The sequence below is a fragment of the Arthrobacter sp. Bi83 genome, from assembly GCF_918698095.1.
Lineage (GTDB): Bacteria > Actinomycetota > Actinomycetes > Actinomycetales > Micrococcaceae > Arthrobacter.
This window is the reverse complement of record NZ_CAKKLY010000043.1, coordinates 12,422-26,145: the sequence shown is the minus strand read 5'-3', so window position 1 is coordinate 26,145 and position 13,724 is coordinate 12,422. Positions and strand designations below refer to the sequence as shown.

Below are 13,724 nucleotides of genomic sequence, written 5' to 3'. Positions count from 1 at the left end.
GCGTCCCCGCTAGGGAGCTCGGGAAGTAGAATGACGTTCCCTACCGATCACCGTGGTTTCGTAGCCGATCTCATTCAGTTGACCACGTGAAATTTCCAAAGGCCGGAGTGGCCGCTTTGTGGTTCATTGCCGTATTGGGTGCCGTCGGTGCAGCAGCGCTAATCGTATGGCTTCAGGCTCATGATTACTTCAATGATGCGCTATCACTTCTCGCATGCGTTGTACCGCTAGTCGCATTATTCGCAGTTTCTGGCAGGATTGCATCTTTTCGCTGGACACCGACATTCGGAATGTTGGCCGCTGTTTGTTTTTTCCTATTCTTCACAGCGGGACTCGTCCAGTATTGGATAAACGGACGTAGCATCGGCTTCGCCATTGCGGGGCCCGTTGATTCAGCACTAGTGCGGGACACACTAATTTCCTGTTCGATAGTTACGTGCATGCTGATACTCGGTGACCGTCTAGGCCGTGGCCGACAACATATCGAACAAGAACCGATGCCGAATGTCTCCACACCAATCTTGATGCTCTCTCAGGTGCTATGGGCTCTCGCTGTGTACGGCTGCCTTGACGTGGCCAGGTCGCTGGGCGGAATAGCAGCGGCCGCTGCTCGGCTGAGCCTTCATGACAGAAATGTCAGCATCGAAACGTCGGGGACTCTTGGAATGTCGCTCTGGGCCACCTTCGCGCTTCCTTCGATCGTTACTCTGTTTCTCGTGGCTCTGGGGAACAATCGGAGTAAAAGACTTCGCGTGTTTGCCGCGGGACAGGCCCTGATAGTCGTGGGATTTGGGATGACGATGTTTGGCAGCCGCCTACTTCTCGTCCTAAGTGTGGTCGCCTTGGCATTTAGTTACTTCAAGGTGCGCGGCAGGACACCGTCGTTCAAGTCAGCCGTTGCCGTCGTCCTCCTCATACTGGCAACCAGCGCTCTGGTTCTGGGAGGGAGGGCCGAAGCGCTAAAGACCACACACGACGCCAGCATTCTGGACACCATCGGTTACTCAATATTTGATGTTTCGGTCGCATCTCAAGGCTCAGTAGACGAGTTGCGTCCCGTTCTCGGATCGATTGAACGGGGCCTTACGGTCTTGTCAGCGGCTCTGCCTGGGTCCGGTGCGCGAGCGGCTGATATTTCACAAGCGCGTATCGATGTACTCGTCGTGCAGGCTATTGGATCAATGGCGCAGGCAAATAATAGCGGCCTCCCTCCATCGCTTCCAACCAGTTTGGTCTTAGGGTTCGCACTGCCGATTGGAATGTTCCTGGCCTTAATCGTCGGGACGCTGTTGGGATTAGTTACAAATTGGTTATCCAGGCTACGAAAACCTCTCGGAGTTGTATTATTCGGATTATGGGGTGCATTCCTTTTCAATACGTTTAAGGGTGGAGATCTACTCCTCGATATAGGCTCAGAGGCTCGCCGCTGGGTGTACATTCTTGTCATATATCTAGCCATTGTGGCCTTTACTCAAAGAAAGGAACTTGGGAGCCTTGAAACTCAAAAGTATCGTGTACATCATTCACGAATATCCGGTAGTTACCCAGACGTTCGTGGAAAATGAAGCAGAAGCCATGGAAAGCATTGGGCATCGTGTAACCCGATATGCCCTACATCCAGGTACTGGCTTTTCAGCTTCCTGGCCGTCCGCCCTGTCTGCAAAGTCGGCTGTGAAAGATTTTCGCGGAATTCTTTCCCTGTTGGGAACCTTGGGCACAGTGCTGTTGAAGTTAAGAAGCATCGCGGTAGTTCTATTCGCTGGCGCCCGCAACGCTACCGACATAAGTCGACAGATGTACGCCCTCGCACACGCCATCAGTCTTAGTTCACAGCTGAGGGCTCGAAAGGAAGGCGATATTCATCTCCATGCGCACTTCCTCGGTCGGCCACTGGACGTTCTGACCTATGCTCGAATACTTCTTGGAAGCCGAGTCAGCACCAGTGCCACCGGTCATGCGGCGGACGCACGGAACCTTGTTGCACCCAGACGCTTTCAGATGCAAGTACAGGCCCTCCATGAAGTTGTCTGTGCTAGTAAGAGCGTTGCCAGACTCCTTGAAGAATCAACCCAACGCCCAGCCTCGGCAGTCGTTCACTGCGGCATACGCCCAGCCAGGGGCGAAGGAAGTCGTGGCTCCGATAGCAAACTACACCTGTTGACCGTGGCGCGCTTGGTAGAAAAGAAGGGCCTATTTGACTGTGTTTCTGCAGCTCGGATCCTTGAAGAAAACGGCGTCGACTTCATCTGGCGCATTATAGGCGACGGACCGTTGCGCTCGGCGCTGGAGCTCGATTCGCGGCCACTCGTGAGCACCGGCGCTATCGAGTGGCTAGGTGCGCAACCATCGTCGACAGTTCATCAAAACCTGAACAAATGGGCCGATGTATTCGTGCTCCCATCAAAGGTTTCATCAAACGGAGACGTGGACGGCATCCCCGTGGCTCTGATGGAGGCGATGACGCATGGCGTGGCAGTCATCAGTTCGAACCTGTCCGGGATTCCTGAACTTGTTTCACACGAAAAGACGGGCCTCTTGATTGACCCTGGAAACGTCGAGGAGCTGTGCTCAGCCATTGCGAGGATGAAAGATGATGCATTTCGGTCGATTATGAGTCACCACGCCAAGCTATTCGTTGATCTTGAGTTCAATCAGGTTCGTGAGGCACAAAAGCTTTCTAGTCTGATCACAAAAATCTAGCGCCTCTGGCTCGGCGCGTCTATCACCGCCGGGACACCTGATTGATACGCGCACAGTGCCAGTGCTTGGCCAATACAACTTTTATTTGGAGTTTGCGAAATGAATATCCTGATATGCATGGCAAGTGTCGACCCGAGAATGGGAGGTCCTTCTACGGCTGTCCGCGCTTTGGCCAGCGCACTGACCGACCAGGGACACGCTGTGACGATCGTCGCGCACGACGATAAGTCACATGCAGTGCAGGATGACACTCTCCCGTACGAGATACTTCGGTTCCCTCTTACAATGCGGGTGTGGCAGTTCTCAGCAGCCTATTTGTCCTGGGTTCGCAAGAACATTTCCCGTTACGATGCCGTTTTGGTCCATTCACTCTTTCTATCGCATTCCTTCTTTGTGCCACTACTGGCTCGAAAAACCAAAGTCCCCTACGCGATCCGCCCACATGGCAGCTTGAACATCGCGGACATGGCAAATAACTTGCCGCTTAAGAAGGTCTACCTGAGGGCAATCGAGCAGAGAAACTTACGATCAGCAAGGTTTGTTTTCTGCACGAGTCAGCGCGAGGCCGACGAGGCAGTGCGCTTTGGAGACTTTCGAACGGAAGTCATCCCATTGGGAGTCGACGATTCCATTAGGAGCGGACGGGACCTTGCTCTCGTAGACCGAAACCTCATCGCGTTCATCGGCCGCCTGACGCGAAAGAAAGGGGTCGATATTGTTGTGAGAAGCCTCCCCGACATCCTGAAGGTGCACCCCAACGCCAAGATCATCGTCGCCGGGCCCGATGATGAAGGTCTCTTGGATGGCTTTCGCCAGCTAGCTTCCAGTCTCGGGGTCATCGACTCCATCAGTTTTCCTGGACACTATGGTGAGACAGCGAGGAACGAGCTGCTGGCCAAGGCCGGCGTCTTCATCCTTCCGAGTCTGGACGAGAATTTTGGCATTGGCGTTGCCGAAGCGATGGCCGCCGGGGTTCCGGTGGCGATTACACCCGGTGTAAGCCACGCCGCATATGTACCCCAGTACGGGGCAGGCATTGTATCCAGCCGCAATCCTGAAGTTTTTGCTACCGACGTCAGCCGAATTATCGGCCTTGATCAGGATGCATACTCGTCCATGTCTCACGGCGCGGAACGTCTGGTGCAGGAAAACTATTCGTGGAAACGATCTGCGGCGCAGCTCGTGGAATGCTTCGCCGAATGATTTGTTTGCTACTGAAGGATTGATTGTAATGAGCATTACCGTCGTAATTTTGACGTATAACGAGGCACTTCATATTGAGAGAGCAATTCGAAGTGTTCAGTTTCCCGCGTTGGCCACAAAAATATATGTTGTGGATTCATTTTCAAGGGATGGCACCCAAGAATTAGCCCGAAGCTTGGGAGCAGAGGTCGTAGAACACGCATTCACGACACAGTCTCAGCAATTTCAATGGGCTCTGGACACACTTCCCATCGAAACGGAGTGGATTCTGCGCCTGGATGCTGATGAGATCATCTACGAGGACCTTGCGTTGGAAATTTTGCAGAAGACGCAACACACCTCGCCGTCGGTCGGCGGCTTCACTCTAAATCGACGACACATTTTCTTTGATAAGTGGATTCGCCACGGAGGCCGATATCCGCTTCGACTCCTGAGACTCTGGCGGACTGGTCATGGCCGAGTGGAAGACCGGTGGATGGATGAGCACGTAGTCCTGACTCACGGCTCTGTCGAGGACCTTAGCGGGCGGTTCGAGGACCGTAACCTCAATGATTTGAGTTATTTCATCGGAAAGCACAACGCGTATGCCTCAAGGGAGGCCCTGGAACAACTCGCAACCAAGTACGGGCTGAGGGACGCGTCTGAGCAGCATACTCAAATGTCCAACCAGGCTCGAGTGAAGCGGTTCATCAAGGAACGTTTCTATAACCGCCTTCCTTATCCTCTCACTTCAACAGCATATTTTGTTTTCAGAATTGTCCTTCAATTTGGATTTCTTGATGGCTCGCGAGGCCTTATCTATCACTTTCTGCAGGGTTTTTGGTATAGATTCCTCGTGGGCGCTAAGGTCTATGAGATTGAGTCGGTTTTACGCTCAATGCCGTCGACTGAGCTTCAGATTGTAAGACTTCAGGAATATGCATCTGAGTTCGCTAAATAGTTTACAGATTACCGGTTTTAGGAAATAATGAATAAGTCACGGAAGATTCTCATTCTTGGTCTCAATTATGCCCCCGAGCCAACAGGAAATGCGCCCTATACATCGGGCCTTGCCGAAGGCCTCGCCGCTGCTGGCCACCAAGTGAATGTGTTGACTGGATATCCGCATTACCCCGAATGGCAACTCAAAGCCGGATATTCGGGATGGAGCCGCAACGAAGTCATAAAGGATGTACGCGTTCGGCGTCTTCGGCATTTCATCCCTAGGTCTCCGACTTCGGCACACCGCATGCACATGGAATTGAGTTTCGGGATACGCCTTCTTTTTGCGAACTGGCATCGTCCGGATGTTGTTCTGGTCGTGAGCCCTGCCCTCTTCGCCTCGGGCCTGGCCGTCCTCCGTGCTCGTTTCTGCCTGAGGAGGCCAGCCGTCGGGATGTGGATTCAGGATATTTACAGCCGTGGGATTACGGAAACAGGAACAGGGGGAAACACAACGTCGGCTGCAGTCCGAACTGTCGAGTCGCTAATATTGCGGTCCACAGATGGCGTCGTTGCTATTCATGATCGATTCCGCAAATACCTCATTGAGGAACTGGGAGTTAGCGCGACCAGAGTTCGCGTCATTCGCAACTGGACCCACTTGCCGGCCTCAACATCAGAGAATCGCTCAGCATTTCGGTCCAGCATGGGTTGGGGCGAACAAGACGTTGTGGTCCTCCACGCCGGCAACATGGGGATGAAGCAGGGCCTGGAAAATGTAATAAAGGCGGCGAAAGTATCCCAAGATCGAGGGAGCTGCGTTCGATTTGTTCTAATGGGTGACGGCAACCAGCGTAAGCAACTGGAATCGCTGGCCGCCGGCATTACTAAAATCGATTTCGTGCCTCCGCTGCCAGACAGCGAATTTCAAGCAGCACTAGCCGCGGCCGACATATTGTTGGTCAACGAACTTCCTGGCATAAAGGACATGGCCGTGCCAAGCAAGCTCACATCCTACTTCAACGCCGGCGTGCCTATCATTGCAGCCACCGATGACGGAAGCGTCACAGCATCAGAAATAATGGCGTCGGGGGGCGGTATTCGCGTGGATGCAGCCGACCCAGCGTCGTTGGTGGAAGCTGCCGAAGCACTCGGGCAGGACAGTGCCAAGTCCGCGGAGCTGGGAGCCAAGGGGCTCCAATTCAGGCATGAAACATTGTCCGAGAGTGCGGCTGTCGCACACTATGATGATTTCGTATCAAGCCTGGCATCGTCGCGCGGCCGCTAGGCTGCGCGCTTCTTTTATCTTCGCACTATGGGGGAATCTATGACTAAGCGTGCACTTATTACTGGCATCACGGGCCAGGACGGTTCATATCTTGCTGAGCTACTGCTGAGCAAGGGCTACGAAGTACACGGTCTGATCCGTAGGGCTTCAACTTTCAACACGGCGAGGGTCGACCACCTGTACGTCGATCCACACGACCCGAAGGCAAGGCTTTTTCTTCACTATGGGGATTTGAGCGACGGTGCCCGTCTCGTCACCTTGCTGGCCGATATCAGGCCTGACGAGGTTTACAACCTCGCCGCCCAATCCCATGTGCGCGTCTCCTTCGATGAGCCCGAACACACAGCTGACACCACCGGCGTTGGGACCATCCGGCTCTTGGAAGCCGTACGCATGTCGGGAATCGAAACGAAGTTCTATCAGGCCTCGTCTTCAGAGATGTTTGGCGCCACACCTCCGCCGCAGAACGAAGAGACACCCTTTTATCCCCGCTCCCCTTACGGCGCCGCCAAGGTCTACAGCTATTGGATTACCAAGAACTACCGCGAGGCCTATGGCATGTTCGCTGTGAACGGGATCCTCTTCAACCACGAGTCGCCCAGACGCGGTGAAACCTTCGTGACTCGGAAAATAACCCGCGCTGTGGCTGCCATTAAGGCGGGAAAACAGGACCTTCTCTACATGGGCAATCTGGACGCGGTGCGCGACTGGGGCTACGCAGCGGAGTACGTCGAAGGTATGTGGCGAATGCTGCAAGCCGATGAGCCCGACGATTTCGTTCTTGCTACCGGCGGGAATTACACGGTTCGCGACTTCCTGCATATTGCTTTCGATCACGCAGGACTGAACTGGGAAGACCACGTACGTTTCGACGAGCGTTATCTCCGCCCCACCGAGGTCGATGCCCTAGTCGGAGACGCTTCCAAGGCGCAGGAAAAGCTCGGATGGAAGGCATCTGTTCACACACCGGAACTCGCCCGCATCATGGTTGACGCGGATATCGAGGCGCTAAAGCACGCCGGCAATCACTGGATTGATACAGTCACGCTTGAGAGTTGGAAGAAGTAGTGGAGGACTCTGTCGGATTCCTTCCAGGAAAATTGGATCGCTCGTCGACGTTCTACGTTGCCGGGCACCGCGGGCTCGTAGGGTCTGCCATCTGGCGCAAACTGGTGGCAGAAGGTTTCACAGCGCTTCAAGGCAGAACGTCCTCAGAGCTCGATCTAAAGGACCGGGATGCTGTCTTCTCGTTCTTCGCGCAAACCAAGCCTCGGTATGTCGTTCTCGCAGCAGCTAAGGTGGGGGGCATTCTGGCGAATAATACGTACCCGGTGGACTTCCTTAGCGACAACCTACGTATCCAGGTCAACGTGCTTGATGCGGCACGGGAGCACGGCGTCGAGCGGCTCTTGTTCCTGGGATCCTCCTGCATTTACCCCAAGTTTGCGGATCAGCCGATACGAGAAGAATCGCTGCTCACCGGCCATTTGGAGCCAACCAACGATGCGTATGCCATAGCCAAAATTGCTGGAATTACGCAAATCCAAGCAACGCGCCGTCAGTACGGCCTGCCATGGATTTCGGCCATGCCAACAAACCTGTATGGCCCAGGAGACAACTTCTCGCCTGAAGGCTCGCATGTTCTCCCGGCCTTGATTCGTCGGTACGACGAAGCTGCCAAATCTAGAGCCGACAGTGTGACCAACTGGGGATCAGGGTCGCCGCGACGGGAATTTCTCCACGTTGACGACATGGCCGCGGCTTGCTTGCACATGTTGGAGAATTACGACGGTCCCACGCAGGTTAACGTGGGCACCGGCAAAGACGTCACGATCAAAGAACTCGCAACGATTGTGGCTGAAGCCGTCGGATACACGGGGGAAATTCGCTGGGACACGGGCAAACCCGACGGAACACCCCGTAAGCTGCTTGATGTCTCACGACTGGCGGACTCGGGGTGGACGTCGTCAATTGGGCTGGATGAGGGAATCCGCACAACGGTTCAGTGGTACAGGGACAACTATTCCTCCCTACGAAGCTAGGCAAACTGTCATTGTCGTGGATCACGATGCACAACATTTTTCAGGGGGATGCAAGAGTGGGCCTGGACACTGATTGGCGGGCGAAGTCTTCCCGCCTGCTGAGGGTCGTGGATGCGTTTGTAGTGGCTTGGGCTGTTCTCGGAGCGTTTGTTGTCCGCTTTGGCACTGAATCAAACCTCGTAAGTTCTGGTCAGGAGCTTTTCTATGCATGGCTGTCGGTAGCGCTGGCTGTTACGTGGTGGTTCATGCTGGGAGCTTGGAATAGCAGGCAGAGCCGTATCTTGGGTGCGGGACCGGACGAATATAAGCGCGTTGCTGCTGCGTCCCTCTGGCTCTTTGGGCTCATCGCGATCTTCTCGTACGTCTTCCGCGTCGACACAGCCCGTGGCTATGTGGGCGTTGCACTTCCAGTTGGTCTCGCTGGTTTGCTGCTGGGCCGGTGGCTATTGCGTCAGCATCTGAGCGTAGACCGGCAGAAAGGCAACAGCATGTCGCGCCTCATGATTCTCGGTGGCCCCAGCGCTGTTGCCCATCTGGCTTCGTCGCTCCAACGTGCGAAGCATGCCGGTTATCAGCCGATTGCGGCTTATACACCAGGTACTCAAGACGGGGCGCTAACCGAACCTGAATCGGGACTGCCTGTTCTTGGGTACAAAGCCGATACCGTTTCCATCTTGGACGCCATAGACAGGTGCCAGGCCGACGCAGTTGCCGTCTCGGCGGGAGTTCAATTGCACCCTCAGACCCTTCGCCATTTGGGCTGGGAACTCGCCGCCCGCAACGTTGGCCTCATCATGGCGCCCGCACTTACTGACATAGCAGGTCCGCGCATCCACACTCAGCAGGTGGCTGGTCTGCCATTAATACATGTCACGACGCCGACACTCGAGGGAGGACAGCGAGTGGCTAAGAGACTGTTCGACGTTGTGGTCTCAGGCGCCCTCATTCTCGGAATCTCACCAGTGATGTTGGTTCTGGCCCTTCTTATCAAGCTTGACAGCCATGGACCTATCCTTTTTCGGCAAGAGCGGGTCGGCATAGAAGGCCAGCTTTTTCGAATGCTGAAATTCCGATCAATGGTTGTAGACGCTGAGGCGCGGCTCGCAGATCTTGAAGATAGGAACGAAGGTAGCGGCGTTCTATTCAAGATCAAGAATGATCCGCGGGTTACGAGGGTCGGTCGTGTACTTCGGAAATTCAGCCTCGACGAACTACCTCAGCTTTTCAACATTTTCGGTGGCTCTATGAGTCTAGTCGGCCCCAGGCCTCCACTGCCGCGTGAAGTGCAGGCCTACGAGCATGACGTTCGGCGACGACTCCTCGTGAAGCCGGGCCTTACAGGGCTTTGGCAAGTGAGTGGCCGCTCGAATCTGTCGTGGCAAGACTCCGTCCGCCTGGACCTGTACTACGTTGAGAACTGGTCTTTGGCCGGAGATCTCGTAATAGTCCTCAGAACCGTACGTGCGGTATTCCGCAGCACGGGTGCTTACTAGATTCGAAGGAACTCAATTAATGCGCATTTCAGTTATCGGCTGCGGCTATCTAGGTGCCGTTCATGCTGCCTGTATGGCAAAGCTAGGTCATGAAGTTGTTGGCATCGACGTCGACGAACGAAAAATCGCTGATCTTTCGTCCTCGAAGGCCCCGTTTTACGAACCGGGCCTCGAAGAACTGCTGCGAGAAGTCCAAGACTCGAGTCGGCTGACGTTTACAACGGACATGGCGGCCGCCGCCGGGAGCGACGTTCATTTCATTTGCGTGGGTACGCCGCAAAAAAAGGGCGAAAACGGCGCGGACATGAGCTATGTCGACGCATCGCTTTTCGCGCTCCTTCCGTATCTTCAGGAGGGGAATGTGGTCGTCGGAAAGTCGACGGTCCCCGTCGGTACCGCCGAACGCCTCGCTGGATTGGTTTCCGAGCAGGAACCCAGCGCCCACTTGGTCTGGAACCCGGAATTTCTTCGGGAAGGCCACGCGGTCTCTGACACACTTCAGCCCGATCGTTTTGTATACGGAGTACCGGATGGATCTGAAGATCATCCCGCCGTAGGACGACTGGACGAGGTTTACTCGGCTCCGATAACAGCCGGAACCCCGCGCCTAGTCACAGATCACGCAACGGCAGAGCTCGTTAAGGCTGCGGCCAACTCGTTCTTGGCCACCAAAATATCCTTCATCAACGCCATGGCCGAGGTATGCGAAGCGACGGGAGCAGACGTCTCGCGCCTTGCCGATGCCATAGGTCTGGACGACAGGATCGGTCGCAAGTTTCTGAACGCGGGCATCGGCTTTGGTGGAGGCTGCCTGCCTAAGGACATCCGAGCGTTCATGGCTCGTGCAGGTGAACTGGGGGCAGACCAGGCTCTGACGTTCTTGCGCGAAGTTGACGCGATAAATATGCGTCGGCGCACTCGAGTGGTCGAACTCACGCGGGAGATCTGCGGCGGTTCCCTCCTTGGGCAACGAATTACCGTTCTAGGTGCCGCATTCAAACCCGAAAGTGATGACGTGCGCGACTCGCCGGCACTTAGCATCGCCGCTCAACTCCAACTTCAAGGAGCCGTAGTAACGGTAACGGATCCTAAGGCTCTGTCCAATGCAGCACGGCGTTTCCCGGAACTTCAATACGAGCCTGACTTCGCAAGCGCGGTGCAGGCATCTGATGCACTGCTCTTGCTGACGGAATGGGCGGAATATCGAAACCTTGACCCATACGACCTTGGGAGTCGCGTCTCCTCGCTTCGAATCCTCGATGGCCGAAATGTATTGGACCCGGCGAAGTGGCGAGCTGCGGGATGGCACTACCGAGGTCTGGGACGTCCGTGACCTCTGCCAAATTGAACAGCGATGGGTCCAGTAGCGCAACGCGACCCGAGGGCCCAGCTGCTCCGGGTAGGCGGCGGCGAAGGATATTCATAGCCACGCTGTGTGCAATCATCGCAGCGACCGCAGGCCTCGCGGCCGCGCTATGGCTCGGGGTAAAAGCATCAGAAGTTAACTCACACCTGGAAGCGGCGAGCCTCATACTGCCGCAACTCAAGGATGACGTTCTAAGGGACGATGCGGAGGCGGCGGGCAGGACCTTGGCAACGTTAAAAACTCACACCACCGCTGCTCGAAATAATGCAAGCGATCCGCTATGGACGTTGGCAGGGACATTCCCATGGGTGGGGGGAAATTTTCAGGCGGCGAGGGAAATCGCCATTTCGGCTGACGATCTAGCGCAGCTAGGGGCTGCCCCTCTTATAGATGTCTTTCAATCACTCGATTGGAAATCGCTCGCCCCCAGTGGCGAAGGAGTCGACCTGAAACCGCTGAAAACGGCGCAACCTAGGATTTCATCTGCGGCACAAGCGGTAAGCCAGTCTTCGGACCGCCTGAACAAGATAAATGCCGATGGGCTGTTCCCGCAGATTGCCGATCCCTTGTTACACGCCCGGGAGCAATTAGAGTCACTGCGTTCTAGCTTGAACGCAGCCAACGATGTTGCCAGTGTTGCTCCGGACATGATGGGGGCAGACGGTCCAAGGCGATATCTTCTTCTGATCCAGAACAATGCGGAGGCACGTGCGACTGGTGGGATCCCTGGGGCTTTGGCCGTGCTGACTGTAGACAAAGGAAAGTTGTCTCTCAGCGAGCAGAACACCGCTGGCGCGTTGGGTGTGATGTCTCCTGTGGTACCCGTTGAAGATGAGCAGCGTCAGTTGTACTCGACCCGTATCGGTAAGTACATGCAAGATGTGAACCTGACCCCAGATTTCCCAACATCCGCCAGCACAGCCGTCACCATGTGGGAACAGAAAATGGGAACTCATCTCGATGGCGTCATTTCAGTCGATCCTGTGTCACTCGGGTACATCTTGGACGCCACTGGCCCCATCAAGTTAGACGATCCCGAAATCCAACGGTTGATGGGAGTGGCGCTTCCAACAGAGCTGAACGGAAAGAACGTCGTTAAAACGCTCCTCTCTGATGTGTACCGTGCGATCCCTGAACCGGCCATGCAGGATATCTTTTTCGCCAGTGTCGCCAAGAAAGTCTTTAGCGCCGTCTCTAACGATTCAAGCGACCGGAGAAGACTCATTGAAAGATTGACGCAAGCAGCATCGGAGGGACGGATACTCCTATGGTCGAAGAGCGGCAAAGAACAGACAGTCATCTGGAAGTATCCGGTCAGCGGCTCCATCTCGGGCCCGAGCATCTCTCCAGCTCAATTCGGTGCGTACTTCAATGACGGCACCGGCGCCAAAATGGACTTCTACGTCAAGCGGACCGCCCAGCTTTTCGCAGGATGCACCGCTGACGGTTATGCCCAGGTCAAGGTGCGCATCACAAGCACCAACACCGCACCAAAGGATGCTGCAACGTCACTACCTTCATACGTGACCGGGGGCGGCGTCTTCGGAGTTCCTGAAGGTTCAGTACAAACAAACGTCGTCGCTTACGGCCCCGTCCAGTCAAACGTCGAAACCGTGTCCGTGGCCGGTAAGAAGACAGGTTTCGCGTCCAATCGGCACAGCGGTCGTCCGGTAGGCTCCGTCACCATCCGGCTCGCCCCGGGTCAGAGCAGTACTGTCGAGTTCACTTTTGACAAGATCGTCCAGCACACACAGCCGAAGTTGTCCGTGACGCCATCAGTCCAGGCGTTGAAGGACGTGGTTTTGGACACGATTTCAACGAATTGCGTTCCGGCTCCGTAGCCAACTCATTAACAGTATGTAAAGTGTCTGGATTCACTTTGGAGACACCCCCACCGGGGTGATAATCTCTCTTTGGGCAAGACAACGAGATTCACCCCACGGTCACATGGGGATGGGGAATCTCCACAATAATGTGACATCCGTGTTATAAGGTCTCAGGGGGACAAATTGAAGAAGTCTATTGCTGCGCTCGCGCTTGCAGGCACCATCGCACTCACCGGCGCTGTACCCGCCATGGCCGCCACTTACCCGGCACCGGGCGGTTCGGGAACCGTCTCAGATGGGACGGTCACTCCGGGCCAGGTATTCACTTTCTCGGGCACCGGCTTCCTTGCCGGCGAAACCATCACCATCACCATCACCATCACCAGCACTCCGCAGGCACTGGGTGGAATCTCGGGCGGCGCCAGCATGGCCGTCCCGACCAAGATCAACGTATTGGCTGCTCCTCAGACTTTCACCACAACCGCAGCCGCTGACGGATCCTTCGCATTCCCGCTTAGCCTGAGCGAACCGGGAACCTACACGCTGACGGCCACCAGCGCCACGCACTCAGTGTCACAGAGTGTAACCGTCGCAGGTGCCGCAACGGGTACCGGCACGGGTACCGGCACGGGCACCGGCACGGGCACCGGCCTTTCCAACTCCGGCGCCAACGGAAGCGCCGCTGGCCTGGCCAACACCGGTGCTGACTCCAGCCTCATCCTGTGGTCGCTCGTCGGTGGCGGCGCACTGGTAGCTGGCGCTGCTTCGGTGGTTGTAGTTCGCCGCCGTGCAAACGCTGATGCTTCCGCATAAGCACTAGGTACAAGGCTCTACGAGAGGCGGTTGATTCTCCGGATTCCGGAGAATCAACCGCCTCTTGCTTTT

11 protein-coding genes are annotated in these 13,724 nt (G+C 55.6%); all 11 read left to right on the top strand.

Features of this window, described 5'->3' with window-relative positions:
- Positions 1-521 precede the first annotated feature (521 nt).
- The 11 genes from LQ144_RS17560 (at position 522) to LQ144_RS17510 (ending at position 13,652) form a co-directional block, all read left to right on the top strand.
- On the top strand, positions 522-1,565 hold the full coding sequence (locus tag LQ144_RS17560) for a hypothetical protein (protein WP_230119984.1): 1,044 nt from the start codon (positions 522-524) through the stop codon (positions 1,563-1,565).
- Complete coding sequence (locus LQ144_RS17555) at positions 1,555-2,700, top strand: glycosyltransferase (protein WP_230119983.1); 1,146 nt, start codon at positions 1,555-1,557, stop codon at positions 2,698-2,700. Before LQ144_RS17560 ends, LQ144_RS17555 begins: the two co-directional genes overlap by 11 nt.
- Positions 2,701-2,817: 117 nt before the next feature.
- Complete coding sequence (locus LQ144_RS17550) at positions 2,818-3,903, top strand: glycosyltransferase (protein ID WP_230119982.1); 1,086 nt, start codon at positions 2,818-2,820, stop codon at positions 3,901-3,903.
- Positions 3,904-3,931: 28 nt separating this feature from the next.
- Positions 3,932-4,843, top strand: a complete 912-nt coding sequence (locus tag LQ144_RS17545) for a glycosyltransferase family 2 protein (protein WP_230119981.1) — start codon at positions 3,932-3,934, stop codon at positions 4,841-4,843.
- A gap of 27 nt (positions 4,844-4,870) precedes the next feature.
- A complete protein-coding gene (locus LQ144_RS17540; protein WP_230119980.1) occupies positions 4,871-6,112 on the top strand; it encodes a glycosyltransferase in 1,242 nt (413 codons plus the stop codon).
- A gap of 39 nt (positions 6,113-6,151) precedes the next feature.
- The gene (gene gmd, locus LQ144_RS17535; RefSeq protein ID WP_230119979.1) at positions 6,152-7,180 is read left to right on the top strand and encodes a GDP-mannose 4,6-dehydratase; all 1,029 of its coding nucleotides are present in this window, start codon (positions 6,152-6,154) and stop codon (positions 7,178-7,180) included.
- Positions 7,180-8,154 carry a GDP-L-fucose synthase gene (locus tag LQ144_RS17530; protein ID WP_230120001.1) on the top strand — a complete coding sequence of 325 codons (975 nt, stop codon included), beginning with the start codon at positions 7,180-7,182 and terminating at the stop codon, positions 8,152-8,154. Before gmd ends, LQ144_RS17530 begins: the two co-directional genes overlap by 1 nt.
- A 26-nt stretch (positions 8,155-8,180) precedes the next feature.
- Positions 8,181-9,647 (top strand): sugar transferase, encoded by a 1,467-nt coding sequence (locus tag LQ144_RS17525; protein WP_230119978.1) that lies wholly within the window; start codon positions 8,181-8,183, stop codon positions 9,645-9,647.
- A 19-nt stretch (positions 9,648-9,666) separates the two neighbouring features.
- On the top strand, positions 9,667-10,980 hold the full coding sequence (locus LQ144_RS17520) for a UDP-glucose/GDP-mannose dehydrogenase family protein (protein WP_230119977.1): 1,314 nt from the start codon (positions 9,667-9,669) through the stop codon (positions 10,978-10,980).
- A gap of 257 nt (positions 10,981-11,237) precedes the next feature.
- The gene (locus LQ144_RS17515; RefSeq protein WP_230119976.1) at positions 11,238-12,854 is read left to right on the top strand and encodes a DUF4012 domain-containing protein; all 1,617 of its coding nucleotides are present in this window, start codon (positions 11,238-11,240) and stop codon (positions 12,852-12,854) included.
- A gap of 168 nt (positions 12,855-13,022) precedes the next feature.
- Complete coding sequence (locus tag LQ144_RS17510; RefSeq protein ID WP_230119975.1) at positions 13,023-13,652, top strand: LPXTG cell wall anchor domain-containing protein; 630 nt, start codon at positions 13,023-13,025, stop codon at positions 13,650-13,652.
- The last annotated feature ends 72 nt before the right edge of the window (positions 13,653-13,724 follow it).